This window comes from Ruegeria lacuscaerulensis (genome assembly GCF_013033355.1).
Classification (GTDB): Bacteria; Pseudomonadota; Alphaproteobacteria; order Rhodobacterales; family Rhodobacteraceae; genus Ruegeria; species Ruegeria lacuscaerulensis_A.
Map to the genome: position 1 here is coordinate 24,171 of NZ_WQDY01000006.1, position 26,360 is coordinate 50,530.

The 26,360-nt window shown below is 56.6% G+C and carries 21 protein-coding genes; 13 read left to right on the top strand and 8 right to left on the bottom strand.

The window, feature by feature from the left end:
- Positions 1-8 precede the first annotated feature (8 nt).
- From GOW48_RS12085 to GOW48_RS12125, 9 genes are all read left to right on the top strand, one after another.
- Positions 9-410 carry a hypothetical protein gene (locus GOW48_RS12085; RefSeq protein WP_170754052.1) on the top strand — a complete coding sequence of 134 codons (402 nt, stop codon included), beginning with the start codon at positions 9-11 and terminating at the stop codon, positions 408-410.
- Between the two features lie 23 nt (positions 411-433).
- Positions 434-1,279: a hypothetical protein gene (locus tag GOW48_RS12090; RefSeq protein ID WP_170754054.1), complete on the top strand. Its 846-nt coding sequence runs from the start codon at positions 434-436 to the stop codon at positions 1,277-1,279.
- Between the two features lie 67 nt (positions 1,280-1,346).
- A complete protein-coding gene (locus tag GOW48_RS12095; RefSeq protein ID WP_170754063.1) occupies positions 1,347-3,389 on the top strand; it encodes a dynamin family protein in 2,043 nt (680 codons plus the stop codon).
- A complete protein-coding gene (locus tag GOW48_RS12100) occupies positions 3,386-4,672 on the top strand; it encodes a dynamin family protein (RefSeq protein ID WP_170754073.1) in 1,287 nt (428 codons plus the stop codon). Before GOW48_RS12095 ends, GOW48_RS12100 begins: the two co-directional genes overlap by 4 nt.
- 336 nt (positions 4,673-5,008) lie before the next feature.
- Complete coding sequence (locus tag GOW48_RS12105; RefSeq protein WP_170754082.1) at positions 5,009-7,150, top strand: serine/threonine protein kinase; 2,142 nt, start codon at positions 5,009-5,011, stop codon at positions 7,148-7,150.
- Positions 7,151-7,357: 207 nt separating this feature from the next.
- Positions 7,358-8,374, top strand: coding sequence for an FHA domain-containing protein (locus tag GOW48_RS12110; protein WP_170754091.1), 1,017 nt, complete (start codon positions 7,358-7,360; stop codon positions 8,372-8,374).
- A 3-nt stretch (positions 8,375-8,377) separates the two neighbouring features.
- On the top strand, positions 8,378-9,166 hold the full coding sequence (locus GOW48_RS12115; RefSeq protein ID WP_170355101.1) for a PP2C family protein-serine/threonine phosphatase: 789 nt from the start codon (positions 8,378-8,380) through the stop codon (positions 9,164-9,166).
- Between the two features lie 19 nt (positions 9,167-9,185).
- Positions 9,186-10,448, top strand: coding sequence for a transporter substrate-binding domain-containing protein (locus GOW48_RS12120; protein ID WP_170754093.1), 1,263 nt, complete (start codon positions 9,186-9,188; stop codon positions 10,446-10,448).
- A 44-nt stretch (positions 10,449-10,492) separates the two neighbouring features.
- Complete coding sequence (locus GOW48_RS12125) at positions 10,493-11,599, top strand: transporter substrate-binding domain-containing protein (protein ID WP_170355103.1); 1,107 nt, start codon at positions 10,493-10,495, stop codon at positions 11,597-11,599.
- Positions 11,600-11,826: 227 nt separating this feature from the next.
- Here GOW48_RS12125 and GOW48_RS12130 read toward each other — a convergent pair whose 3' ends face one another.
- From GOW48_RS12130 to GOW48_RS12165, 8 genes are all read right to left on the bottom strand, one after another.
- Positions 11,827-14,040, bottom strand: a complete 2,214-nt coding sequence (locus GOW48_RS12130; RefSeq protein ID WP_170754095.1) for an NADP-dependent isocitrate dehydrogenase — start codon at positions 14,038-14,040, stop codon at positions 11,827-11,829.
- Positions 14,041-14,279: 239 nt separating this feature from the next.
- Positions 14,280-15,440, bottom strand: a complete 1,161-nt coding sequence (locus tag GOW48_RS12135) for a tetratricopeptide repeat protein (RefSeq protein WP_170754098.1) — start codon at positions 15,438-15,440, stop codon at positions 14,280-14,282.
- Positions 15,441-15,551: 111 nt separating this feature from the next.
- Positions 15,552-16,577, bottom strand: coding sequence for a trans-3-hydroxy-L-proline dehydratase (locus GOW48_RS12140; protein ID WP_170754099.1), 1,026 nt, complete (start codon positions 16,575-16,577; stop codon positions 15,552-15,554).
- A gap of 9 nt (positions 16,578-16,586) precedes the next feature.
- Positions 16,587-17,825: an NAD(P)/FAD-dependent oxidoreductase gene (locus tag GOW48_RS12145; protein ID WP_170754101.1), complete on the bottom strand. Its 1,239-nt coding sequence runs from the start codon at positions 17,823-17,825 to the stop codon at positions 16,587-16,589.
- A complete protein-coding gene (locus tag GOW48_RS12150; RefSeq protein WP_170754103.1) occupies positions 17,822-18,754 on the bottom strand; it encodes a 4-hydroxyproline epimerase in 933 nt (310 codons plus the stop codon). Before GOW48_RS12150 ends, GOW48_RS12145 begins: the two co-directional genes overlap by 4 nt.
- Positions 18,745-19,704, bottom strand: coding sequence for a dihydrodipicolinate synthase family protein (locus GOW48_RS12155; protein ID WP_170754105.1), 960 nt, complete (start codon positions 19,702-19,704; stop codon positions 18,745-18,747). Before GOW48_RS12155 ends, GOW48_RS12150 begins: the two co-directional genes overlap by 10 nt.
- Before the next feature lie 153 nt (positions 19,705-19,857).
- The gene (locus tag GOW48_RS12160) at positions 19,858-20,916 is read right to left on the bottom strand and encodes an ABC transporter ATP-binding protein (RefSeq protein WP_170754107.1); all 1,059 of its coding nucleotides are present in this window, start codon (positions 20,914-20,916) and stop codon (positions 19,858-19,860) included.
- A complete protein-coding gene (locus tag GOW48_RS12165) occupies positions 20,913-21,719 on the bottom strand; it encodes an IclR family transcriptional regulator (protein ID WP_170754109.1) in 807 nt (268 codons plus the stop codon). The genes GOW48_RS12160 and GOW48_RS12165 overlap by 4 nt, the downstream gene beginning before the upstream one ends.
- 139 nt (positions 21,720-21,858) lie before the next feature.
- Here GOW48_RS12165 and GOW48_RS12170 point away from each other — a divergent pair, with 139 nt between their 5' ends.
- The 4 genes from GOW48_RS12170 to melA all read left to right on the top strand — a co-directional run bounded on the left by GOW48_RS12170 (position 21,859) and on the right by melA (position 26,351).
- Positions 21,859-23,118: an ABC transporter substrate-binding protein gene (locus GOW48_RS12170; RefSeq protein WP_170355111.1), complete on the top strand. Its 1,260-nt coding sequence runs from the start codon at positions 21,859-21,861 to the stop codon at positions 23,116-23,118.
- Between the two features lie 96 nt (positions 23,119-23,214).
- Positions 23,215-24,138 carry a carbohydrate ABC transporter permease gene (locus GOW48_RS12175; protein ID WP_170754110.1) on the top strand — a complete coding sequence of 308 codons (924 nt, stop codon included), beginning with the start codon at positions 23,215-23,217 and terminating at the stop codon, positions 24,136-24,138.
- A gap of 1 nt (position 24,139) precedes the next feature.
- Positions 24,140-24,988: a carbohydrate ABC transporter permease gene (locus GOW48_RS12180; RefSeq protein WP_170355113.1), complete on the top strand. Its 849-nt coding sequence runs from the start codon at positions 24,140-24,142 to the stop codon at positions 24,986-24,988.
- A gap of 22 nt (positions 24,989-25,010) precedes the next feature.
- The gene (gene melA / locus GOW48_RS12185) at positions 25,011-26,351 is read left to right on the top strand and encodes an alpha-glucosidase/alpha-galactosidase (RefSeq protein WP_170754112.1); all 1,341 of its coding nucleotides are present in this window, start codon (positions 25,011-25,013) and stop codon (positions 26,349-26,351) included.
- Positions 26,352-26,360: the final 9 nt, after the last annotated feature.

The following is a 26,360-nucleotide window of genomic DNA, read 5'->3' on the forward strand; positions in this document are numbered from 1 at the left end:
TACGTAAGATGAAAATCGAAGCCGCTTTGATCACAGCCACCGAGACCATACCCGACTGCATCGCAGCCGGGTATGTCGATATGGAAACGGGCATGTTGCTGGGTGCTCATGCGCCCGACCCGCAAGACCAGAGTGTTCTGGACACTCTGGCAATTGCTGTTGCCAACCTGTTTCAGGGGCGCGGTGTCCGTGGGTTTGAGGCACTTTTGCGCAGTACTGGAACGGAAGACACACAGGAAGAGGGCTTTGGCGAAATCGCGGTATTGGCTGGCGACCGGATCAATATCTTCCTGCGCACTCCTGCGTACCCGGATCACGTTGTCTGCTACATCTGCCGCAGCAGCGCCAATATCGGTTTGGCCCTAACAAAATCACATCTAAGCCTCGCGCCGGTTACGGCGGCGGTTTGAGCGAGACCAGAGGAGGTCAAAGTATGATGGATGCGGAAATACTCGACCTGCTCGAGGATATTGGACGTTCGTCCGTGGCACGCCAGAACCCCGCCGTTACGTTGACAGGTGATTCAGCGCAGACCCGGCGCGATCAGGTCCTGCGCACCATTCGGGGAACGATACTACCGCGCCGTCTGGAGTTTACAGCGGCAAATGGCGATTGCCTGGCTATCGAAGTGAACAGCTCTAGGGTGACGGATGTATTTCGCGTTCGAACCGGGATCGCCCCTGACTTCGAAACCCAACCGCGTGATACACTGGCTAAGAAACTGGCCGAAATCGTTACGGATATCGCGTCAGCTCCTGGACCGCTGAGTTTGATATCGTTGCAACCAGACGCCGTGCTAGAAGCCGACGACGTCGGCATCACTTTCAGCGAGATATCGAAAGCCTGTTTTCAGGTCGAACTGCCATCTGAACCGATCGTTTCAATCGTGCCAGAGCCCGCTACAGACGACGTGCCAGCCGACGAACAGTCTGTACTTACGAGCGGGTTCTTTGACGGCGCGGCATCTTTCGCGCTTGGCCGTATCCATATCGGGGATAAGTTCGACGTCCACACCGACGGCGTTTGTGCATCAGGGCAGCCAGCCTACGCCGACCAAACCGTTTTGGAACAATTCGTCAAAGACCTAGTCGGTTGGAGCGAGGATTCTACAAATGACGATCGCGGTCCTCAGTTGATCGTAATGCGACCAGCCGGCGGCAAGGGAACTGCGCTGGCCGCGCTCAAAGATGGTCAACAGACCGCTATTGTGATCCATGAAAGCCGCAAACTGGGTGCCGCGGTAAACTTGTGGAAGTCTCTAACAGGCTCAGGCAGATGACCGGGCCTGAAACGTTCAAATTTTCGGCGAATTCAATCTGTGAGTTCGAGTAACCAGGGTAAATGTTATGAGTGAAAATCAACGTCGCGAATTAATAAGGGTTGCCGAAGATCTGAAAGGTCTAAGCAACGAAGAAACACGTCAGTTTATTTCCCGTATTGTCGCTGATCTTACGGATCTCAAGCCCTCTATTGCCTTTGTCGGGCAGATCAAAGCGGGCAAATCGCGGCTGATTAACGGGTTCACCGGTCAGGCAGAGTTTCTGCCTTCGGATGTGAATCCTTGGACGACGGTCATTACCGACATGCATTTCGGGCATCCTTCGGGCCGCACCAGAGGGGCCGAGTTTCATTTCTTTGACAACCGGCAGTGGCAATCTCTGATCGCCGAAGGTGAAGAGCTGCGCAATATGTTCCCCGATGACGAGGACAGTTATAAGCGCGAGATGATCGAAGAGCAGGTTGATGCGATGAAAGCGCGCGCCAAACTGCGTCTGGGTATGAGTTACAAGGACCTGTTGGGTCAGCACCACGACCTCGATAATCTGACGACCGACGATTTGGCGCGGTACGTTTGTGCAGGCGACGACCCGACTGACGACGGGAACCATGACCCCGGCTCGGACCGCGGTCTATACAGCGACATTACCCGAAAGGCTGAGGTCTATTTTGACATCGGCCATTTTCCTTTTCCGCTGACAGTCACGGACACACCCGGAGTAAACGACCCGCTTCTGATCCGCGAAGAAATCTCTCGCCAGTACCTTAAAGAATCAGACTTTTTCGTTGTCGTATTGTCGGCGCACCAAGCCTTGTCACGGGCGGACCTGAAATTGTTCCGCTTGATGCAGGCGCTCGAACTGGGTCAAATCGTAGTCTTTATCAACCGCGTGGACGAGTTGGGCGGTGGTGCAGAGGATGCCGTCAAGGTGCGCGCCGACGTAATAGATGGGCTGGACAAGGCGCTTGGCAATTCGGACATCGATGTGCTGATGGGCAGTGCGCAGTGGGCCCACTACGCGCTTACGGGCGACGATACTGGCGTCAACCATGACCACGTCCTTGCATGGCTTCGCGCCCATCCCGAACAGATGAAGCAATATCTGGACGGCGTTGAAGAAATCAAACAAGGTCCCGGTCCGATCAGCCGCGAAGGCGTCCTGAGGTTTGCTGCGATGATCGCATCCGGGCTTCCCGATCTGCGTCGCCACGTCACCAGCGCTTTGACCCACGGCCCGCGCGATGAACAGCTTCGTATGGCATGGCAACACTTGGACAGTTTCGCCAAGGGAGAGTTGGAACGGTCTCGTGCGCATCTGCGGGCCATCGAGGAAGAAATTTCTGGCAAACCCGAAAGCGAAGATGACAACGACAAAACTCTGGCCGGGTTGCGTGCGAAAGTGGCTGACAAGACGTCTGAGATCATCGACGGAATGGATGAAGTTCTAGCCAATCTGCGCGGTGTCATGGACGATACAGTGGCCGAAGCGGTATCGGATGTGGTGCGTGGACCCAATGGGGATTCACCCTTGCTGGCGAAGGGCGGCGAGACGGAACTGAATTTCGGCCCGCTGCGCGATCGTATGCGCGAACTTGTCCAAGGCGCCACTCAGGTTATTCGCCAGCGAATGCTCAGTGAATTATACGCGATCGACATGCAAAGCAACGCCGCCTTGCGCGCCCTGCCCGGTTGGCAGGATCAGACCGACAACCGAATGAACACAAGCGCTGTACGGTGGTTCCGGCCTGACACAACGGCGCTGACACGCGGAATTACGGTTGAGCTGCGCGTGACATGGCTGTCGCGCCTGATTTCGCGTAAAAGCGTTGTTACCCGCGCTGAGAACATGATCGTTCAGGAATTTGAAATGATCGGGGATGACCTGGTCGACACTGCTCGCAGTGACTTGCTTGAGCGGTTGAACACAGTTTTGGATCATTACATGGCACTTTTGGCAGGGCACCTTGAAAGTCGCTCTGGTTCAAGCGAAACAAATGCCAAGGCCGAAGCGCAAGAGGCGTATAACAACGCCCGCCGTGTTGCAGATGAACTGGACACCGTTTTCGGAGCTGACGCCGCGAACGAGACTTTACCTGAGGCAGCTGAATGATCGAATTTCCGGGAACCGAGAAGGAAGTGCGTAAGCTTGAGCACTTTCTGACCGCGACTGAAGACCTTCCCACTGACGCCAAGCTGGACGACATGCGCAATCGCGCATTGGCCCATGCCGAGCGCCTTTCGAATGCGGTCAATATCGGCTTCGCCGGAGAATTCGGTGCCGGGAAATCCAGCCTTGCCAATATGCTGGCGGGTGCCGACATTCTTCCGACCGGCCCGCAGCATCTGAAACTGCCGCTGGTGATCGTTGCCTATTCCGAAACTCCTGAAACGACAGTGGGGTGGTGGGGCAAAGAACCCAAAGTGTATTCCGGTATTGCGCTGGAAAAGGCGGCTCAGGAAAATCCAGATTTTATCTCTGTGGGGATTAACACCCCTGCCCTGCAGGAGATTTCGTTGTTTGATTTGCCTGGAACCGGCGCATTGGACGACAGTTACAAGCCAACACTGGATTTGTTGAAATTCGTCGATTGCGCGATCTGGTGTACCAACGGGACCCACGCCTGGCGTGAGACCGAGCGCCATCTGTGGTCCCAGGTTCCTCAGGAACTGCGCGCTAACAGTTTGCTTGCCGTAACGCATGCCGATTTGCCACCTGTCCGTGATGCGCTGGACCGGGTCCTTGCGCGATTGAACAAGGAAAACGGCGAAACGTTCCGTTCGGTGGTGCCAATTGGTACGCCGGTGGCAGTACGGGCCATGGCGCAGGAACCCGAACCAGACTTCGCCCTTTGGGAAACTTGCGGCGGGCAGAACTTGGCCGAACAGGTATTGGAAATCGCGTCAAACCGCCGCCAGCATGACATCTCCGCTGCGCAAAGAGATCTTGAAAACGACTTTTTACCCTATCTGCAAACGCTGGATATTGACGAACCCGAACCAGCGCAGCCTGACACAGCCAAGATGCAGGCGGTCCTGGAATCCGCGCTGCCACCGCTGGAAAATCCGATCCTTGAAGACTGGCTTGCCGCGATTGCCAGTATCTATGAGGACTTGCGAGAATCCTCCGAAATTGAACCCACGGCCTTTTTGACCAGTTGCCAAGAAATCGTCGAGGATTTCGCCGAACGTTTGGAACAGGGCGGAGAAATAGATCCGCAGGCCGATTGGATTCCAGCTGAATTCGAAAAAGCCACGGATTTGCTGTTGCTGCTGCAATTTGAAAGCGGCGATGCGCCTTTGAAGGATGCGGTCAGTATTCTGGCCCAGCTCAGCGATAACCTCGCTTGGGCAGGCAGCCGGGTTGAGTCATCACAACCGCGTACCGGCACTTAACGCAATCACGTTAGGATTGTGCCTTTAAGCTGCGATTCGTCGTGTCAAGAATCATGCGTTCATTGTTTCGGAATCAGTGAACAATCATTCCAAAACCGGCCTTCAGTCCGCATTCTTTTGCACCAACACATCAACATTTAGACTTCTGCCTTAGCGCACCACCAGATGTTGATTATTGCACCTTCCCGTTCTCAGTGAAGCCATGAGGCGGCCCCAATAAAGTCAAATTTGAATCGTCTAACATTCTTAGTTGTCCTGCGGTTGTGTTTGTTTGTGAGTTGACGCGCTGTTTCAGCAAAAATGCGGCCGCAAAATGATTAGAATGGGCGGGAAGAAATGAGCCATAATCAGGCTGTCGATGCGACGCACGACGAACCTAAAATTGAAGGTCTGCAACCGGGCGCAAAGCTATTGCGCGGCCAGTACGAGATCCTGCGGTTTCTCAGCAATGGCGGTTTTGGGATCACATATTTGGCGCGTAACAGCCTGGACCGTGAGGTCGTGATCAAGGAATGCTATCCGGGCGCTCTTTGCCAGCGTAACGGTGATGCGGTCGAACCCATCGACCCCCGGCAAAAAGAAGACTTGCGCGCAATCATTGATCTGTTCATTCAGGAAGCCCGCAATCACGCACGGCTGGTCCATCCCAATATTGTCGACGTGCATCAGGTGTTCGAAGACAACGACACCGCCTACATTGCAATGGACTTCATCCAGGGTTGCGATCTTCTGGACTACGTCGAGAATCCCGACAACAACGCCGGACCTGACTTTATTGTTCAGGTAACCGAGAAAATGTTGTCGGCGGTGTCATTCATCCACCAAAGTGGAATGTTGCATCGCGACATCTCGCCCGACAACATCCTGATTGACAGCAACGGTGAACCTGAACTGATCGATTTTGGCGCCGCCCGCGAGCAGGCCGCGAACCAGTCTGCTGCACTTTTGACACTGCGGGTGATCAAAGACGGCTACTCTCCGCATGAGTTTTACGTACGCGGGGCAGAACAAGGCCCCAGCAGCGATCTCTATGTACTGGCGGCGACTTTGTATCACGCGATCAGTGGCGAGCGTCCGGTCGATGGGCAATCCCGGTTGAACGCATTCAACAATGGCACCAAAGATCCGTACCTTCCTCTGGCTGGACGGTACAAGGGATATCCCGACGGCTTCTTGGAAGCGATCGACAAAGCGATGGAGGTTCACGCTACAGACCGTCTGCAAACGGCATTGGACTGGTTGCGTATGTTCCGCGGCCCCGGCGTGATGTTCGATACGTTTGAATATCGCCCTGTTTCCGTCATCGTCGCGATGGATCGTTTGGACGAAGAGGCAGAAAAAGCTCGGGTCAAAGCAGAAAGCGAAAACGCCGAGGCTGTCGTGACAGCCTTGCTTGCGGGTAATCCTGACATCGCCCTGGGTCATGAAGACAAGAAAGAGGACGAACTGGCGACTTTTCAAGCACCCGAGGAGCCTCCGGTCGCAGTTGACACGATCGTAAAGAACGGCTCAGGCGGCGGGGCTAAAATGATGGCCGGTGTTGCGGTTGTTGCTATTGCCCTAGCCGCGGGCGGCTATTTCGCAATGTCGGGCAAAGACGAGCCTGCAATACAGCCAACCGACCCCGAGGTCGCCCTCGCGAAGATTGAGGCGGCCGCCGAGATCCCGGAACCCGCCGCTATAGATGAAGCCGAAGTTGCAGAACCAGCCACAACAGACGACGCAGTCAACGTCGCGATCGAAGAAACACCCAAGCAGGTGGAGTCAGAGCCGGAACCTGTCGAGCAGACCCTGGCTGAACCGGCTGTCACACAAGAGGCAGAAGCCCAGACAGCCGAACTCCCTGCCCCTGCGGATGACACCCCAATTACTCTTGCCGAGGTTCAATTCGCCTTTTCACATTGGGACGTGGAAATCCCATTTCAGATTTCCAAACGGCGTGTCTCGACTGGCAATGTAATCGCCGTCACTGGAATCGACCCGACACAAGATATGTCGGTGATCGGCGAATGGGTCGAACGTGGCGCCGCAATCTATACCCTCAACGGAGAGCCAGTACAGTCCGACGCAAGTTTTGCAGCACAGGTGTTGAACGACCTGAACGTCGACCCCGATGGCTATATCCGCGTCACAGCTCGGTATCGTCCGCTGGGTGAAAAAAGAGCGATGAACGGCCTTCTGGCATTGCCGGCGATGCGCATGGTCGGCCTGGAAAACGGCTATGGCCTGACAATCCGAAATTCAGACGGCCAGGGGTGGTCAACGATAGTCAAGACAGTACCGACTGACACTGCAGGCGGACTGCGCGAAGGCGATGTTTTGGTATCGGAAGCGCAGACGGGAAATGTGTTGGATGGCCCTGAAAGCCTGGATGCAATGCTGACGGCTCTGGTCGCCGAGAACCAACCACAAGCCCGCCTGACCGTTTTGCGCAACGGAGCCCAAACCGATGCCGTCATGCAACTAGCGCAGGAGTAATTCACCCGGTTCGTTTTGTATCCGCCAGTGTGTGTTTGCTGAGGATCGTGCGCAAGTTCGTACATCTCTGTCGGGGCCCGGCCCGTCGCGGAAAGTAACAGTGACTACGGTTTCCAATCATCAGTGCCATTGCGCAGACCTGCGCGAAGGTGAGTAGCAGCCCCATGGGACTGAAGTCCCGTGCACAGAAGCAAAGGTGTCGTCACCATGTTCAAATACAAAAGCCCTCTGAGCCGGCTTCTAGAAGGTGCCGGCAAGCCGAAAGAACCCGAAACCGAAGAGGTTACCGAGGTCAGCGCTGACAAACCCGAACCGATTGCGGATTTCAATGCGCTGCGAGTCGCTCTGGCGGGTAACAACATGCCGTCATCGGGTAGCTACGAAGACACAGAAGATCTGCTTCCCGAAGAGGACATGCCAGAGTTCGCAGAGAATGAACCCGTGGCCGACACCTCGGATGACAAAATCCTGTCTGAAGTTGTTGCCGAAGCGCACGAGCCTGCAGACGAGATTGAGCCAGAACAGGTCGAAGAAGACCCAATTGTAACGCTCCACGTCGCCACCGAGGAAACCATTGCCGAAACCGAGGTCGTTCTGGTCGACGCCACCACTTCGGAACCCGTGATCGAAGTCGTTGCCGAGGAACCCTCAGCCCAGATCGAAGAAGTTACCGCGGAAGTGGTCGATGGACCTCTGGCGCCTCAGTCAGAAGAAACCACAGCCGAGGTGGTTGAGACACCTCCCGCCCCGCAAGCGGTACAATCGGATCGTCGTGGACGGGTCAAAACCACCTTCTTGGGCTTTGAGCGTGCCGACACGCATGTGCAGGATCTGATGGAAACATCCGAACCAGTGGCCAAGACGGAAAGCGCGCAGCAAACATTCCCGGTTGGTTGGTTGGTTGTGACGGCCGGCCCAGGACGCGGAGCCTGCATAACGCTGACAGAGGGCCTGATGCAAATCGGGCGCAACGACGATCAGGCCATTCAGCTGGACTTTGGCGACACCGGCATTTCCCGCAGCAACCACGCTGTCATCGCCTATGACCCCGAAGATCGCAAATGCTATCTGGGTCATGGCGGCAAGGCCAATCTGGTGCGCCTGAACGGCAAGCCCGTCCTTAGCACCGTAGCGCTGAACAGCGGCGACTTGATCCGCATCAGCGAAACCTCAGTTCGGTTCGCGGCCTTCTGCGATGATGGCTTTGACTGGCGGGACGCCTGATAGATGCTGGCAACCCCGGCATATGACATTGCGCTGATCCTAGATCAGGGTCGGCGTGAATCGCAGGAAGACGCGGTCGCTGCCCGCATGTTCGATGCAGCGGGAGCCGGGTATATCGTGGTCGCCGATGGCATGGGAGGGCACGCGGCGGGCGATGTAGCATCAGAACTTGTCATAACCGCCTGGCGCGAGGCGCTGGACGCTGAACTGGAAGAAACCGTACCGTCCGAGAGTGCGCTGATCGACGCGTTGCCATTGGCCGCCATGCAGGCCAATGCCGCCGTGGCACAGCATTCCGAAGAACAGGGTGAGGGGTTCAACATGGGTTCAACCATGCTGGGCATCCTGCTTTTGGAACAGCGGGTTTTTTGGATCTCGATTGGCGACAGCCCCTTGTATTTGTTTCGGGACGGAATGTTGCGGCAAGTCAACGAAGATCACTCGATGGCGCCGATCATCGACGCGCAACAGGCCGAGGGCAAGTTGACCCGAGAAGAGGCGCTGTCGCACCCGGATCGGAACCAATTGACCTCGGTCATCATGGGTGCCGCTATCCCGAAAGTGGATTGCCCTGAACTCCCGCTGGAACTGACCACATCGGACGTACTGATCGCTGGCAGTGATGGGCTTCAGTATCTTAGCAACCCCGAGATTGAGCACATCCTGCAGACGCAGTCGAAGGCTTTGGCACAAGATATCGCAGACGCGCTGTGGCGCGCCTTGCGCGACAAAAACGACCCCGATCAGGACAATGCGTCCATCGCAGTTCTGAAACTGACAAGAAACGATTAAAGGCAAAGCGACAGGACACATGAGACCTCATCTGATCATCTCCAGCCTGGCTCTTGCGGCTGCGACCGGCACCGTCTCGGCGCAAGAGGCGTGCTCGACTTACGAAATTCAGCGCGGCGACAGTCTGCGCGAGCTGGCTATTCAAGTTTATTCGACCGAAGATTTTGGCATCATCTTTGACGCCAACCGCGACGTAATCGGGAACAATCCGAACGTAATTCGTGTGGGTGACGTACTAACCCTGCCTTGTCTTGAAGATGTAGGCCGGGCCCCCACACCCCCTGCAACCGAGGCTGAGGCAATGGCCGCCGAGATGGCGTCCGAACTGGTGAAGGCCGCAGAAGAACGTGCTGCAAAGGCCATTGCTGAAGCTGAAGCGCGCGTCGCGGCAGCCGAAGCAGAAGCCGAGCAAGCCAGCCAGGAAGCAGTTTTGGAAGCCAAAGCTGCAGCCCGCCAGGAAATTGAAGCCGCTCGCGCCGAAGCGGCCGCGCTGATCCGGGATGCGGATGAAAGCGAGCAGCCTGAAATTCGCGACCGTCAGCTGTTGCTGATTACCGGCGGCAACTATGCACCTTTCACAGACGAAGCTCTGCCGCATCGGGGGCTATACACAAACCTTGTGGAAACCGCGATGCTACGTGCAGCGCCGGAACAGGGATACAAGATCCAGTTCGTCAACGACTGGTCCTCGCATCTGGACCTTCTGATGCCGACACTGGCCTTTGACGCAACCTTCCCTTGGTCGCGACCGAATTGCGACGAACCCGCGGCCTTGTCGGAAAAAGACCGCAGCCGTTGCGAAACCTACGACTTCTCGAACCCATTCTACGAAGTGGTCGACACCTATTTCGCACGCGAAGGTTCTGGCTATGAACAGACCCTGACCTATGCTGATTTCGCCGGCACCACGATCTGCCGACCCGAAGGTTGGACGTTGTCCCACATGGACGCGGTTGGCCTTTACGAACCGGCAATCTCACTTTTGCGCCCAGTGTCCCCTGACGACTGTTTTCATGCAGTTATGGAAGGCCGCGCAGATATCGTGGCAATCGAAGCCCATCTGGCTGTCGAGGCGATATCGCGCCTGGGATACGAACACCGCATCATCGAAAACCCCAACCTTGCGGCGATCAAGTCGCTTAACGTCATGACCCACAAAGATAATCCGGATGGGGAAGCGATCCTTGAGACGCTCAACCAGGGTCTGGCGATCATGCAGCAATCCGGAGAGTGGCGCGACATCGTGTCAAACGCTCTGCGGTATCAAATGGAAAATGGCTAAGGCCCCAATTGGCCTAACAACAATAATGTCTGGAGGATGAGGACATGTTTAATATTGATCTGAAGAAAGTTGCGCTGTCGGCCACCGCCGTCACTGCCCTGAGCGCCGGAGCCGCCGCGGCACAGGAAGCCTGCACAAACTACACCGTTTCCGATGGCGACACGATGGCGACCATTGCAATCGCAGCCTATGGCACATCGAACTACCAGCCGATCTTCAACGCGAACCGCAACATCATCACCAACCCGAACGCTCTGGAACCCGGCCTTGTTCTGGCTCTGCCCTGTGAAGATGGCAGCCTTCCCAACGGTCAGTCCGCGCAAGAGATCATTGCAGCCGAAGAACAGCGCGCGGCAAGCGTCAAACGTTCGAACGTATATGCGCCGCCCATCAAAATGGTTGCGGGCAACGGCTGGGAGCCCTTCACCACTGAAGGCCTGAGCGGCGGCGGCATTATGACCCGTCTGGCGACAACCAGCCTACAGCGTGCGGGCAACCAGCGTGACTATTCTGTCAGCTTTGTCGATGACTGGTCTTCGCACCTGGAAACTTTGCTGCCACTCGGCGCGTTTGACATTTCGATCGCCTGGACTGTGCCGGATTGCACGAACCGCACCTATGAATGGTCCCCCGAAACCGAAGCACGTTGTACGCAATTCGTGGCCTCGGTGCCGGTTTATGATGTGGTTGGCGGCTTCTATACCCTGCCCGAAAGTGACTACACAAACGCCACCACTTTCAAAGATTTCGAAGGTGCAACTGTCTGCCGTATGCAGGGTTGGAGCATGGTCGTTCTTGAAGAAGTTGGCCTGAACTACGACAACACAACTGTGGTTCAACCAAACTCGGCACGCGAATGCCTGGATGCGGTTTTGACCGGTACTGCAGATGTCGCCGCATTCGAAGTGGAACTGTTCGCTGCGACCATGAAAGACATGGGCCTGACCTCGAGCGACATCGTAGAAAACCCGTATGTCTCAACACTGTCGTCGATGAGCTTCCTGGCGCACCGCACCAACCCGTTCGCTCGTGAATACATCGCGATGATGAACAAGGGTCTTAACGAGATGCGCGAATCCGGCGAATGGTACGCGATCATCTCGGATACGTTGCGCGAGCAGAACGAAAAGCTCAACGCAGCGTCCAACTAAGGCTAAACAAGAAAGGGCCGGTTGAAAAACCAGCCCTTTCTTAGACTACCCAGCCCCTAAGGGAATCCCCCAATTACCAGACTTTTCTGGAAGTACAGGATGCAGCTAACATACCCGGTGAGGTTTCTACCTCTCCACTCACTCTAAAAGGGGCCGACTTTGGGGGTCGGCCCCTTTTACTTTTCTAGTTTCTTTGCGCCTCACGCCATAACGCGGGCCAACCGATGTTAATCGATCAAACCGTTCAAAGTTGCGCTCGGGCGCATAACCTTTGCGGTCTTAGCCGGATCGGTGTGATAGTACCCACCCAGATCAGCAGCGCTGCCTTGCGCGGATGCCAGTTCCGCCAGGATCGTCTCTTCTCCGTCTGCAAGTGCCGTCGCCAATGGTGCAAATTCGGCGGCCAGTTCGGCATCGTCCGATTGCGCGGCCAAAGCCTCGGCCCAGTAACGGGCGAACCAGTAGTGGCTGTCGCGGTTGTCGGGCTGGCCAACTTTGCGGCTGGGCGAGCGATTGTGATCCAGAATACCTTGCGTTGCGGCCTCGGCCGCAGCACCCAGAACGCCTGCCTTGGCGTTGCCTTTGCTGTCGGCCAGGAAGTTCAGCGATTCACCCAGCGCGCAGAATTCACCCATCGAGTCCCAGCGCAGGTGGCTTTCCTCGACCAGCTGCTGCACATGTTTTGGGGCCGAACCGCCCGCACCGGTTTCAAACAGGCCGCCGCCATTCATCAGTTTGACGATGGACAGCATCTTGGCCGAGGTGCCCAGTTCCAGAATGGGGAACAGGTCGGTCAGATAGTCGCGCAGCACATTTCCGGTGATCGCAATCGAGTCGTTGCCTGTGGTGATCGTCTCCAGAGATTGACGGGTCGCTTCACGCGGGGCCAGGATCATGAACTTGTCAGCCACGCCAGCCGCCTCAAGCGCCGGTGTGACGTATTTGATTAGTTCAGCATCATGGGCGCGATTGGCGTCCAGCCAGAAGATCGCTTCGGACCCGGTCAGGCGCTGACGGTCCATGGCCAGCTGGATCCAGTTCTCGATCGGGGCTTTCTTGACGGTGCAGGACCGCCAGATATCGCCCTGCTCGACGTCGTGCGAATGCAGCGTCTCGCCATTGGCCAGAACGATACGGATAGTGCCGTCGGCAGGTGCCTGGAACGTGGTCGGGTGGCTGCCGTATTCCTCAGCCTTCTGCGCCATCAGGCCCACATTGGCGACCGCACCGGCAGTGGCCGGGTTCAGCGCGCCATTGGCTTTGAAAAAGTTGATCGTCTCGTCATAGACGGGTGCATAACAACGGTCGGGGATCACGCAGTTGGTGTCACCTTTGGCACCGGCCTCATCCCAGCCTTTACCGCCCGCGCGGATCACGGCGGGCATTGAGGCGTCGATGATCACGTCCGACGGTACGTGCAGGTTGGTGATGCCCTTGTCGCTGTCGACCATATACATGGAAGGACGGTCGGCCTTAATCGCGTCGATGGCGGCTACAATCTCGGCATTGTCTTTGACCCGCTCCAGCAGATCACCAAGGCCCGAGTTCGGGTTCACACCCAGCGCATCCAGCTCAGCACCAAATTTGTCAAACACCGGAGCCAGCCACGCCTTAACCGCATAGCCGAATATAATCGGGTCCGAGACCTTCATCATCGTGGCCTTCATATGCAGCGAGAACATGGTGCCGTCTTTTTTCGTGTCCTCAATGGCCTCAGCAAGAAACGCGGACAGAGCTTTGACGGACATGAATGTCGCGTCGGCCACGGTGCCCTCGGCCAGCGGCCAGCCGTCTTTCAGAACGGTGGTGGTGCCGTCTTTGCCCACGAATTCGATCTTGGCATCGCCTGCCTGGGCGGCGGTGATGGTGGCCGATTTCTCGTTTGCGTAGAAATCATTGCCGGACATGGACGACACTTTGGTTTTGCTGTCCGAGACCCATTCACCCATCGAATGCGGGTTCTTTTGGGCGTAGTTTTTCACTGCTTTTGCGGCACGACGGTCGCTGTTGCCTTCGCGCAAAACCGGGTTCACGGCCGAACCCTTGATGGCGTCATAGCGCGCACGAATGGCCTTTTCTTCGTCGGTCGAAGGTTCTTCGGGATAGTTCGGAATGTCGTAACCCTGTGATTGCAGCTCTTCGACGGCGGCCACCAGCTGCGGGACCGAGGCCGAGATGTTGGGCAGCTTGATCACGTTGGCTTCGGGGGTTTTCACCAGCTCACCCAAAGCGGCCAGATCATCGGTGATGCGCTGTGCATCTGTAAGGTTCTCTGGGAAGGTCGCCAAAATGCGCCCGGCCAGAGAAATATCCTTGGTTCCAACGCTCACGCCCGCGGCGGATGCGAATTTGCGAATGATGGGCAGGAACGAGGCGCTGGCCAGTTCGGGCGCTTCGTCTACAATGGTATACAATATGTCGAAGTCTGATTTATCTGCCATATTCTTTTACCTTTTTTAAAGCCTTTCGGGGCGTGCGTTCCAAGAGCTGGCCACTTCTGCGTGGCCAAAGCGGGGCGCGACAAGATTACCGCCCCAACGGTGACTCTGATTTGACAGGGCCTCCCTTAAATCAGGATCGCCTTGGGATCAATTCCCTATCTGGGGCGCAAATTGACACGGGTGGGTCGATTGTTCCGCATCCAGCACGACAAAAACACAAACCGAAGGAAAAAACGCAACTATTGGTCAGTCGATTCCGACACCGGTTTCTCAAGTTGGAAGAAGCTCATGTCCCAGGCAACTCGTAGGACATAGTCCTGGACCAACTGATCCAAATGATCTTCGGACCCGGCATAGGCCGCCCATGGAACGGAAAGGCCAGCCGGGGCAAACAAACAGTTCAAAACCCACATTCGCCCGGCATATCCGAACCTGTGCAGCGCCGATTCCAATTCTGATTTCGCCAAGTCAGGCCTGCCTGCCAAAGCAAAAAGCCGACCGCTCGATAGCAACTCTCTTTCGCCGCGCCACATATACCAATCAATCGCTGCGTCATACCATCGCGTGAAAAAGGTGCCCTTAACTTTTTCAACGTCACCCTTCTGAAGGACGGCAAGCTTCTTTATATATTCGATCCCCTTGTTCTCATCACCGATCTTGAGATGAACCAAAGCCGGCCAGTACAAATCTGATGTTTTGCCCTGCTCTAGCCGCGCAAGGTTATGTGCCGCCTCAAGCGCGCTGTCGCGGTTCCCGGTGTATTTCAGATCGTAAAGCAGTTGAGAGAAGTACACCCAGTCTTCGTCCGGCCAGCGATCCTTGGCCTGTTTTAGAAATGCCTCGACCCCGTCAAAGCCGTTCAACTCATAGCTTAGATCCAGCAACTCATAACCCGCCCTGCCATAGCCTGAGTCAATCTTCAGGGCCGCTTGCAACCCGCGCCTTGCAGCGTGCGGGCGCCCGTTCCGTCTGTCAAAACCGGATTTGCGGTACAGGGCAAACAAACTGTCAGGATCTATCTGCAACGCGCTGTCGTAATCCGCTGCTGCCGCCTGAGTGTCACCAAGGGCGTCATAGGCGAACGCGCGTCTTAAGAATGAATTTGCGTCATTGGGATACACCGCCAAAGCACGAGTGTAATCCGCAACCGCCATGTCAAATTGCCGGTCGCGATAGTACGCCCGCCCTCTGAATCTAAACAGCGCATTACGATTGGCCTCGGTGGCTCCGTTCCCATTCAACAGCGCCGTACACGCAGACACTGCCTGGGTGTGCTTTGCCTTGCCGCCGAAACAAGTCAGCGAAAGCTCGGAATAATTGACCGAGGATTGAGACGGCGCGTTTGCTGATAACAGCAGCGCGGTTGCGACAATAAATAGGGCGGCAACCCGAATTTTCATGAGGATCCTTTAGCATAGAAAACTTTCCTTAAGGTAGAAATGAGGCCTGCCGCAAAAAAGGTTTGAGCCGTGAAACGGATCGCACGTGATGCCTGCAAGGCACGGTGTCGTCTAAACGCCCCAAGTGTCGCTTAACCGATACCCGCCTTGCCATGGGTCATCGGGATCCAGCATGTGCTGATGGGTGCCGGTGATCCAACCCCGGCCGCTGATCTCTGGGATAATTGCAGGTCTGCCTTCCAGATCCGCATGCCCGGTAATGCGGCCTGTGAAACGCGAACCAATGATCGAAACGGCCTCGAATGTTTGACCAACAGCCAGTTCTCCCTTGGCGGCCATCAAGGCCATTCGAGCCGAGACAGCCGTTCCCGTTGGCGAGCGGTCGATCTTGCCCGGTTGAATCGCCACGGCAGATTTTCCGGTCAAGCCAGTCGGAGTCGCCTGAACCGGGCCGCAAAACGCGCAGAATGAGATATGGGTCCAATCCGGGTTCTGAGGGTGGGTAAAACCCAACTGTTCATTCGCAGCGTTGGTAATCGCTACCCCAATGCGCGCGAGATCCCGAGCCTCGTGCGCTACGATATCAAAACCCAATGTCGCCGCGTCGACCACGACAAAGCTGTCGCCGCCATATGCTGTGTCAACGACCAGCTCCCCTACACCGGGCACATCCAGTGTAGCGGCAATTCTGTCCGCGAAACTGGGCAGGTTCCGAACATGAATACGTTGGGCTTTGCCATCGCGACATTCAGCACGAACCCTTACCAGACCTCCCGGCGCTTCCAGCGTCAGATGCGCTTCCGGCTCTTGCATCGGGATCATACCGCTGTCCAGCAAAACGGTGGCAACGCAGATCGCGTTCGAACCGGACATGGGCGGCGTATCTTCGGGTTCCATGATGATGAATGCGGCATCCGCCTCGGGATGTTTGGGCGGCACCAAAAGGTTCACGTGGCGAAAGACACCACCGCGGGGTTCATTGAGAACAAAATTGCGCAAAGTCTGATCCTGCGCAACGAACGAGCGCTGTTCCCACAGGGTATCTCCGGGCGGGGGCAACACACCCCCTACTATGACGTCACCCACTTCACCCTCTGCATGGGCCGATATGACGTGGAGTGTTTTGACGCTGCGCATTTGACCTCTCTAAAATCGAGTAGCCGCGTAAGGCGTCATCGGGATGGGCAGTTCATCGCCGTCGACCAACCCTGCTACAAGTTCAGCCGTACCCGCAGATTGAGTTAGCCCCAGATGCCCATGCCCAAAGGCGTAGATGACATCAGGTGCGTGCGCAGCCGCCCCAATGACCGGGATACTATCCGGCAGGGATGGCCTGAAGCCCATCCATTGCGTTCCCCCCGCCGTGTTCAACCCCGGCAGAAATTGAGTCGCTTTGTTCAGCAGCGTGTCGGCGCGCTTGAAATTAGGAGGCAAAGTCAGCCCACCCAATTCGACCGCACCACCAATGCGCACGCCGCCGTTGATGCGGCTGGCGACAAACCCATGTCTTGAAAAGGTCAGATGCATCCGCAGATCGAAAGCGCCGGGTGGCAAGGTTGTGTTGTAGCCGCGCTCGGTTTCTAGCGGGATATGGTCGCCCAGTGTTTGCGCCAGATGATGCGACCAGGCACCCGCAGCCACAACAACTTTTGTTGCGTCCAGTGTCCCGTCGTCAACGGTTATCCGCACACCATGTTCTAACGGAGTCAACGCGCGAATATTGCGCGTTTCGATCCGCCCCTGCCTTTCACGAAACGATTTGGCCAAATGGTCGACCCACTGCTTTGGGTCGATCACGTTAAGCCAGTTCGGGGTGAAACCAGCATGGGTGAACCGTCGACTAAGTCCCGGCTGTTTCTCGGCGATCGCCTCGGGTGTCTCAAGCAGTTCAAATTCGATTCCGTGCGCGCGTCTAAGATCCCAGGTTGGCAGGCTGGCGCGATATTCGGTCTGGGACTCATACAATTGCAGTTGCCCATCGCGCTGCATCATCTCTTCGCCATTGACAGAAGGGATCAGTCGCTCCAGAGCGGCGCTGGAAATCTTCATAAGGTTCGACTGCGCGCCCAACAAATCCGTATAGCGCGACGGCTGGCTAGCTCGCCAAAAGCGATACATCCAAGGTGCAATCTTGAACGCATAGGCTGGAGGTATCGACAACGGGCCCAGTGGGTCCAGCAACCATTTCGGCGCTTTGCGCATGATGCCTGGAGTCGCCAGCGGTTCGACCTCGGGGAAGGCAAAAGCCCCGGCATTTCCGGCCGAGGTTTGCGCGGCGACTCCGTCTTTGTCCAGCACCAGCACCGAGTGTCCCCGGCGCTGTAACTCCAGCGCGGTTGTGATGCCGATGACTCCGGCCCCAATGACAACAACTTGCTGAGTCATAACTGAATGCCGTTGCGGAACGAATCAGCTGCGGCAAAAATCAAATTGGCCTGAGCCATTATATGAGCCTGCCCGGTAATCGAAGGGATAACTCCACCTTCGTGGCCAGGCTGATACGACAGGCGATACGTGCTACCAATAATGCTTTGTTGAACGATTTCCTCGCCTGGGACCAAAGCACCATCTGCCGCCATACAAGCCAACAGGGCCGAGCATCCCGTCCCGCAAGGCGAACGGTCATAATTGTCGTCCGGGCACAGCACAAAGTTGCGGCTGTGAAGATCCGGGTCGATTGGCGTGTCCTGAAGGATGACATGATCAATCAGCTCGCCCTTTTCGCCCCCGATGCCCTGAGCGATCGACGCCTTGCGGATGGCAACAGTCAGATCGGTCAACGCGCGAATTCTGTCAGACGTTACGGGGATCGGGCTGGGATCAACGATAAAGAACCAATTGCCCCCGTAGGCAACGTCGCCCACGATTTCACCGTGGCCCGGTACGCTTATTGTCACGTCACTATGGACCCGTCGGCTTTCGATATTTCTGACTGTCACAGTGTTTTCGTCATGCAAAGTAACCGCCACTACACCGGCAGGAGTTTCAATTCGGTGCTCTCCGACATCAATGCGACCCAGATGAGCCAGTGTAACCGCCAGCCCGATTGTGCCGTGGCCACACATGCCCAACACCGCATCCACGTCGAAATAGATCACACCAGTCACGCAGGTCGGGTCGACCGGTTCAACCAACAAAGCACCGACCATTGCCGGTTGTCCACGAGGTTCAAGAAGGACGGAGCGATAGAACTCTCTATGATCGGACTCCAACCTCCGTGCACGGTCAGCCAATGGACCAGTCCCCAGATCCGGCGCGCCGTCAAGGATGACCCGCGTGGGCTCCCCGCCGGTATGGCTGTCGATCACATGCATTCAGCAATCACTCCACCCTGTTTCGACCAGTTTGCGAACCATGCACCGAACAGCGCGTATTGCTGTTCGCAATAGTTGCGTTGTGCATCTGTTAGTTCATCTGTTTCGTTGAAGTGCAGACGGTATTCCTCTTCCCCGTTCAGAACCAGCAGGTGTTTGTAGTAGAGCACCAGATCCGGCCCTTCGTCAAAGCTGGACAATACATGAATGGCCTCGGTCAGCTCTTGTGCGCGTTGGCGGGCTTCCGCGTGGCCTTTGGCTGCCTTTTTAGACAACGCGGCCAGCAATAGCGCTTCGCGCGGCAATGCAGTCCCAATCCCGGTGATCGAGCCGGTGGCACCGCAATTGACAAAACCGTGGTAAACCTCGGTATCAACCCCGACCATAAGCGTGACTTGATCGTCTTGGCTGGTGATGTTTTCAGCCGCATATCGCAGGGCAGCCTTGCCCCCGAACTCTTTGAAACCGATCAGGTTGGGATGTTCCGCGCGCAAAGCAAAGAACAGGTCAGCGCGCGTTGCGAACCCATAATAGGGACTATTGTAAATAATCGCGGGCACGTCGGGCGCGGCACTCAGGATCGCTTTGAAGTGGTTCCGCTGCGCAGTCGGAGAGCTACCACGGGTCAGAACACGTGGGATCACCATCAGCCCCACAGCTCCGACTTTTTGTGCGTGGGCGGCATGGTCAACAGCGGACTTGGTGTTGATTGCCCCGGTGCCGACAACGACGGGCAGACCGGCAGCGACCAGACGCTCTACCCCTTCCATGCGTTGGGCATCAGTCAACAGCGGCCAATCCCCCATCGAGCCGCAATAGACAACCGCCGACATGCCTGCGTCGATCATCTGACGTCCTTTGCGAACCAAAGCGTCAAAATCCGGCTGGCGATCCGCTGTGCATGGGGTCATGAGCGCGGGCATAGTGCCGGTAAAAACGTTGGTGGCCATCGGACAATCCTTCGAAAACACAAGTTTGAGAACGCAGCGCATGCGCTGCTTTTCTTTGCGTTATCGGATATTGGATACAAAATCCACACTCAAATAGCTAAAAAGGCGTCGAACTCAATGCACGACGCCCTTCTAGCCCAAAATCTACAAAGACTATCGCAGCCGTTCGCCTGTTTCGTTGTCAAACAACATCGCCCGCTCGGCCGAGAACGAGATTCCGATTCGTGCGCCTTGCTTGCTGCGTTCATCGTCACGCTCTTCGATGATCAGCTTGTCGCCATTTGCGGTCAACAGATAAGAATAGCTGACACCGCCAAGCGCTTCGGTCAGGTCCACGGTGCAGGTATCACCTGTACGATCGACCAGAAGGTGCTCAGGCCGTATCCCCAACGTCACTTTCGTCGCATTTGCGGGGACAGAAGACGTCACCGGTACAGGATGATTGAACGCGGGGTGCGTTACACGGCCATCAACCACGTTACATTCCAAAAAGTTCATCGCTGGCGAACCAATGAACCCGGCAACGAATCTGTTGTCTGGGTCGCGGTACAAATCCATCGGAGCACCAACCTGTTCGATCCGACCGTCTCGCAAAACAACGATCTTGTCGGCCATAGTCATCGCCTCGACCTGATCGTGGGTCACATAGATCATGGTTGCGCCGATTTCATTGTGAAGGCGCGCGATCTCAACCCGCATTTCGACCCGCAATTCGGCGTCAAGGTTCGACAACGGCTCGTCGAACAGGAACACGTCGGGACCGCGTACAATGGCCCTGCCAATGGCAACACGCTGACGCTGACCGCCGGACAAGGCCTTTGGTTTCCGTTTCAGGTATTGATCCAACTTCAGAATAGCTGAAGCCTCTTGAACTTTTTGGTTTATCTCGGCTTTCGCCACGCCGTTCATGCGCAGACCGAACCCCATATTCTCGGCCACAGTCATGTGCGGATAGAGTGCGTAAGTCTGGAACACCATCGCAACGCCACGCTTGGCTGGGTCCAGATGTGTCACATCTCTTGCGCCGATGTGGATTTCGCCTTCGGTGGTTTCCTCAAGTCCAGCAATCATCCGCAGCAGTGTGGACTTACCGCACCCTGAAGGGCCAACGAAAACACAAAACTCTCCGTCTTCGATCTGCAGATCGATTCCATGAATAACCTGCGTCTCGCCATATCGCTTGATCGCACCGTTCAGAGTGACCCCTGTCATGTCCCTTGCATCCTGTCGCTATTTCCGTTTGGGCGGGTTTCCGGGAACCGCCATGACTGCGCCTCAGCTCCGATCTGATCGGCCACACGGCGGACCCGAGGCACCCAAGCTTGTAGCTGGGCAAAACTCATCCGCTCAGTTGACCCGGTGATCGAGATGGCCCCCAACATGCGCCCCCCTTCTGTCAAAACCGGGCAGGCAACGCAGATGATTCCGGGCTCATGCTCTTCATCATCCACAGCATATCCGCGCTCTCGGATCGCAACCAAATCAGCAACCAATAACTGCTCGGATGCGAGCGTCTTGTCTGTAAAGCGGTAAAAGCTCTGCTGTGAAAGAGCTTTGGCCAGTTGGTCCGGTTCCAAATGTGCCATCATTGCCTTGCCGACACCCGTGCAATAGGCAGGACCCACCTTCCCCGCTTGCGAAAACATTTCGACCGGCTGCGTCGCGTTTCTTTTGTCTACGTACAGAACCTGACCGGAATCCAGCTGCGCCAAATGAACAGTTTCCCCGGTTTCACGGCTAAGCGCGTCCAAAAATGGCCGGGCAATCGGCGCGAGCGAGCTTTGTGTCCACGCTGCGTGGGCCAGACGCACCAGACGCAGCCCCGGCGCATAAGTCTGTCTGTCGGGGTCATAAGACAACATACCCTGATTGGTCAGCGATTGGAGAAACCGATATAGCGTGGCCTTTGGGAAATCGCTGTGTTCAAGCAATTCGCCAAAGCGAACCGGACGCGCGAAAGCCGCAACCTGATCCAGCACATCACATGCTTTACCTATCGTTCCGTCACCAGCCACGGGCGCGCATTCTCCTCCACTTACCCAATGGCCGAGGCCACGAGGGTCTTGACAAGACTAACCGAGTCGATGTGTAGTTTTCAACATATAAAACTGAGTTCCACAATATGGAACCATATGGAAGCTAAGGGAGGAAACCATGCATTCCATCTACAAGCGCACAACGGCCGCGCTGGCCATGAGCGTTGCACTTGCTGTTCCGGCATATGCCGAACTGACCGGCGAGCTGCGAATCTTCCTCGATACATCGAACCCGGCGCCCCGCGCGACGATGGAAGCGATGATCGACCGTTTCGCAGCCGAGCACCCCGGACTGGAAATCGAAACCACGGTGATCGACCGTGAGGCGTACAAAACGCAGATCCGCAACTTCCTGACGGCTGACACGCCTGATGTTGCCACTTGGTATGCGGCCAACCGTATGAAACCCTATGTCGAAGCTGGCCTGTTCGAAGATGTCTCGGACCTATGGGCGGAGCCTGAGATCGCGGAAAACCTTGCCTCGACCAAAGGTGCGATGACCATCGACGGCAAGCAGTGGGGCGTGCCCTATACCTATTACCAGTGGGGCGTTTACTACCGCAAAGACATCTTTGATGAGTTGGGCCTGTCCGAGCCGACCACCTGGGAAGAAGAACTGGCGAACTGCCAGAAGATCGTCGATTCAGGCCGCGCCTGCTACACGATCGGTACCAAGTTCCTTTGGACCGCAGGTGGCTGGTTCGATTATCTGAACATGCGTACCAACGGCTTCGATTTTCACAACCAGCTCGCCAATGGCGAAATCAGCTGGGAAGACGACCGCGTCAAACAGACCTTCGCCAACTGGAAACAGCTGATCGACATGGGCGCGTTCATCGACAATCACCAGACCTATAGCTGGCAAGAAGCCCTGCCCTTCATGGTCAATGGCGAAGCAGCGGCATATCTGATGGGTAACTTCGCCGTGGCGCCGCTGCGTGAAGCAGGCCTGTCCGACGACCAGCTGGACTTCTATCAGTTCGTGGCCATTAACCCGGACGTTGAACTGGCCGAGGACGCGCCGACCGACACGTTCCACATCCCTGCCAATGCTTCGAACAAAGAAGCCGCACGTGAATTCCTGCGCTTTGTGGTCTCGGCTGATGAACAGACCGAAATCAACAACGGTTCGAACCTTGGTCAGTTGCCGGTGAACGCCAAATCCTCGGTGGACAATGACAAGTTCCTGCAGCAGGGCTTCAACATGCTGTCATCGAACAGCCCCGGCGGCGTTGCCCAGTTCTGGGATCGTGATGCGCCTGCTGAAATGGCCAAAGTATCGATGGAAGGGTTCCAGGAATTCATGGTCAAGCCAGACAACGCTGACCGTATCCTGGCCAAGCTGGAACGCGCACGCCAGCGTATTTACGACAACTAATCCGGGCAGAGCGGGGCAAAGCCCGCTCTGATCCAGAACCTGCGTAAGGCGGGTGCCAACCCGCCTTACTCCATTGACCAAACCCCGAGATCCAAAATGTCCGCTGTCGACGTTCCCGAACAAGAAAGCTGGTTCCACAGAAACCAACAGCGTATCGCACCGTGGCTGTTTCTGGCCCCCGGCCTGCTGTTCTTCATGGTCTATGTGATCATCCCGGTCTTTCAGTCTTTCAACCTGTCGCTTTACGAATGGGACGGGCTGGGCGCGGCGGAATATGTGGGGTTTCGCAATTACGAAGACCTGTATTGGGAATGGGTCGACCGGGATGCGTTCTATACCTCGCTCAAGAACAATCTGATCTGGCTGATCCTCTATCTGGCCGCGATCCCGGCGGGTCTGTTCATCGCGCTGTTTCTGAACCAGACGGTTGCGGGCATTCGCCTGTATAAGTCTCTGTTCTTCTTTCCCTTCGTAATCTCTCAGGTCGTGGTGGGGCTGGTCTTTACATGGTTCTACGACCCAACCTTCGGCCTTCTGAACGAGTTTCTGAGCTTTTTTGGCCTAGGTCCGCTGAACGTGCTGGGGGATGAGCGGTTCGTGACCTATGGCATCATCGTCGCCGGCCTTTGGCCGCAGACGGCATATTGCATGATCCTCTACCTGACCGGCCTGAACGCCGTGGACCCCGAACAGATCGAGGCCGGACGTCTGGACGGTGCTAAAGGTTGGCGGATGCTGTGGCACATCATCCTGCCGCAACTGCGCCCCGCCACCTTCATCGCCTTTGTCGTCACAATCATCGGCGCGCTGCGCAGTTTTGACCTGATCTCGATCATGACCCAGGGCGGCCCGTTCGGATCGTCCCGCGTACTGGCCTATTACATGTTCGAGGTCGCCCTGTCCGAATACGGCTTCCGCATGGGATATGGCGCTGCCATCGCCGTGATCCTGTTCCTGATCATGCTGTGTTTCATCGCCTATTTCCTGTGGTCGATGTACCGCGAAGAAAGGGGGCACTGACATGTTCCCCAAACCCATAGAAAAACAACCCCGCGCGGCCCAGATCACCTATCAGGCCATGCTGCCCATTGCCCTGCTGTTGTGGCTGGGGCCCTTGCTGGCGGTGGCGCTGTTTTCGGTCAAACCGGCGGCAGACTTCACCAATGCAAACTACTGGGGCCTGCCCTCCAGCTTTGAGGGCGCAGTCAACTATGGGCAGGTGTTCTTCAATTCCGACATGCCGCGCTACCTGCTGAATTCATTCCTGATCACCATCCCCACCGTGATCGGCGCGGTGGCACTCAGCTGCATGACCGGTTTTGCATTGGGCATCTACAAGTTCCGCTCGAACCTGTGGATTTTCTTTCTGTTCGTCGCCGGCAATTTCGTACCCTTCCAGATCCTGATGGTACCTGTGCGCGACCTGACGCTGGAACTTGGCCTCTATAACACTAAAACCGGGCTGGTGCTGTTCCACATCGCGTTCCAGACCGGGTTCTGCACGCTGTTCATGCGCAACTTCATCCGCGCCCTGCCGTTCGAGTTGATCGAAGCCGCGCGGGTTGAAGGCATCAGCGAGGTCCGCATCTTCTGGTACGTGGTCCTGCCACTGATGAAACCGGCGATTGCGGCGCTCAGCGTGCTAATCTTCACCTTCATCTGGAACGACTATTTTTGGGCCGTCGTGCTGACCCAAGGCGCCGAAAGCCAGCCGGTCACGGCGGGCATTACCAGCTTCAACGCCCAGTTCCGCGCAGCCTACCAACTGATGAGCGCGGGTTCGATCGTCGCCGCCCTGCCGCCTGTGGCCATGTTCTTCCTGATGCAGAAACACTTCATCGCAGGCCTGACGCTGGGGGCCGTGAAATGACATCAAATCAGAGGTTTGCAACATGGTAAAGATTGCCTTTATCGGCGCGGGCTCGACCATCTTTATGCAAAATATCGTGGGTGACGCGCTGCTGACCCCATCTCTGGCCGACAGCCACTTTGCCCTGATGGACATCGACCCCAACCGTCTGGCCGAAAGCGAGGTCGTCGCTCGCGCCATGATCCGATCAGTTGGCACAGGGGCCAGTGTCACCACCCACACCGAACGCCGTGCGGCGCTGGAGGGTGCAGATTTCGTGATCACCGCCTTTCAGGTCGGTGGCTACAAACCCTGTACGGTAACGGATTTCGAAATTCCCAAGCAATACGGCCTGCGCCAGACCATTGCCGATACTTTGGGCGTAGGCGGCATCATGCGCGGGCTGCGCACGGTGCCTGTGCTGTGGGACATTGCACAGGACATGATGCAGCTGTGCCCCAACGCCACCCTGCTGCAATATGTCAACCCGATGGCCATCAACACCTGGGCCTTGGCCGAGCAATTTCCGGCGCTGAAGCATGTGGGCCTGTGCCATTCGGTCCAGAACACAGTCGAAGAGCTGGCCCATGATCTGGATCTGCCCAAGCACGACATCCGTTACAAGGTCGCCGGGGTGAACCACGTTGCCTTCTTCCTGCGGCTAGAGCATCAGGGGCGCGACCTCTACCCCACCTTGCGGCAGGGATATGCCAGTGGGCAAATTCCGAAGCCACCGCTGCTGATGCCGCGATGCCCCAACAAGGTGCGGTATGAGGTGATGGATCATCTGGGGTATTTCTGCACTGAAAGTTCTGAACATCTGGCCGAATATGTGCCATGGTTCATTAAGGACGGACGCCCGGACCTGATCGAGCAGTTCTCGATCCCGCTGGACGAATATCCCACCCGCTGCGAGGAGCAGGTCGCCGCTTGGCAGGAACAGGCCAAGACCCTGACGGATGGGCGCGATATCGACGTGACCCGCAGCCATGAATTCGCCGCCGACCTGATGAACGCCATTGTCACTGACACGCCCTATCTCGCTTACGGCAACCTGCCCAACACGGGCCAAATCCCGCAATTGCCGCTGGGCGCTGCGGTCGAAACCCCCTGTCTGGTGGACAGCAACGGTGTGCAGCCTTCGGTCGTGACCGACATCCCGCCGCAACTGATCGCGCTGATGCGCAGCCAGATCAACGTGCAGGAACTGACAGTCCGCGCGCTGCTCGACCAGAACCCTGAACACATCTATCACGCCGCGATGATGGACCCCCACACCGCCGCCGAGCTGGACCTGCGCCAGATCCGCCATCTGGTCAGTGATCTGCTGACCGCGCATTCCGACTGGTTGCCGGACTGGTGCCAGCCCGCCAAAGCCGCTTGAAAGGGCTTC

What these genes read in the sequence shown, in the direction of transcription:
- GOW48_RS12180 (WP_170355113.1), top strand. Translation starts at nt 24,140, where the DNA reads ATGTTCCCCAAACCCATAGAAAAACAACCCCGCGCGGCCCAGATCACC.
- GOW48_RS12100 (WP_170754073.1), top strand. Translation starts at nt 3,386, where the DNA reads ATGATCGAATTTCCGGGAACCGAGAAGGAAGTGCGTAAGCTTGAGCAC.
- GOW48_RS12110 (WP_170754091.1), top strand. Translation starts at nt 7,358, where the DNA reads ATGTTCAAATACAAAAGCCCTCTGAGCCGGCTTCTAGAAGGTGCCGGC.
- GOW48_RS12155 (WP_170754105.1), bottom strand. Translation starts at nt 19,704, where the DNA reads ATGGCCACCAACGTTTTTACCGGCACTATGCCCGCGCTCATGACCCCA.
- GOW48_RS12140 (WP_170754099.1), bottom strand. Translation starts at nt 16,577, where the DNA reads ATGCGCAGCGTCAAAACACTCCACGTCATATCGGCCCATGCAGAGGGT.
- GOW48_RS12105 (WP_170754082.1), top strand. Translation starts at nt 5,009, where the DNA reads ATGAGCCATAATCAGGCTGTCGATGCGACGCACGACGAACCTAAAATT.
- GOW48_RS12150 (WP_170754103.1), bottom strand. Translation starts at nt 18,754, where the DNA reads ATGCATGTGATCGACAGCCATACCGGCGGGGAGCCCACGCGGGTCATC.
- GOW48_RS12095 (WP_170754063.1), top strand. Translation starts at nt 1,347, where the DNA reads ATGAGTGAAAATCAACGTCGCGAATTAATAAGGGTTGCCGAAGATCTG.
- GOW48_RS12175 (WP_170754110.1), top strand. Translation starts at nt 23,215, where the DNA reads ATGTCCGCTGTCGACGTTCCCGAACAAGAAAGCTGGTTCCACAGAAAC.
- GOW48_RS12170 (WP_170355111.1), top strand. Translation starts at nt 21,859, where the DNA reads ATGCATTCCATCTACAAGCGCACAACGGCCGCGCTGGCCATGAGCGTT.
- GOW48_RS12085 (WP_170754052.1), top strand. Translation starts at nt 9, where the DNA reads ATGAAAATCGAAGCCGCTTTGATCACAGCCACCGAGACCATACCCGAC.
- GOW48_RS12145 (WP_170754101.1), bottom strand. Translation starts at nt 17,825, where the DNA reads ATGACTCAGCAAGTTGTTGTCATTGGGGCCGGAGTCATCGGCATCACA.
- GOW48_RS12130 (WP_170754095.1), bottom strand. Translation starts at nt 14,040, where the DNA reads ATGGCAGATAAATCAGACTTCGACATATTGTATACCATTGTAGACGAA.
- GOW48_RS12135 (WP_170754098.1), bottom strand. Translation starts at nt 15,440, where the DNA reads ATGAAAATTCGGGTTGCCGCCCTATTTATTGTCGCAACCGCGCTGCTG.
- GOW48_RS12090 (WP_170754054.1), top strand. Translation starts at nt 434, where the DNA reads ATGATGGATGCGGAAATACTCGACCTGCTCGAGGATATTGGACGTTCG.
- GOW48_RS12115 (WP_170355101.1), top strand. Translation starts at nt 8,378, where the DNA reads ATGCTGGCAACCCCGGCATATGACATTGCGCTGATCCTAGATCAGGGT.
- GOW48_RS12120 (WP_170754093.1), top strand. Translation starts at nt 9,186, where the DNA reads ATGAGACCTCATCTGATCATCTCCAGCCTGGCTCTTGCGGCTGCGACC.
- GOW48_RS12160 (WP_170754107.1), bottom strand. Translation starts at nt 20,916, where the DNA reads ATGACAGGGGTCACTCTGAACGGTGCGATCAAGCGATATGGCGAGACG.
- GOW48_RS12125 (WP_170355103.1), top strand. Translation starts at nt 10,493, where the DNA reads ATGTTTAATATTGATCTGAAGAAAGTTGCGCTGTCGGCCACCGCCGTC.
- melA (WP_170754112.1), top strand. Translation starts at nt 25,011, where the DNA reads ATGGTAAAGATTGCCTTTATCGGCGCGGGCTCGACCATCTTTATGCAA.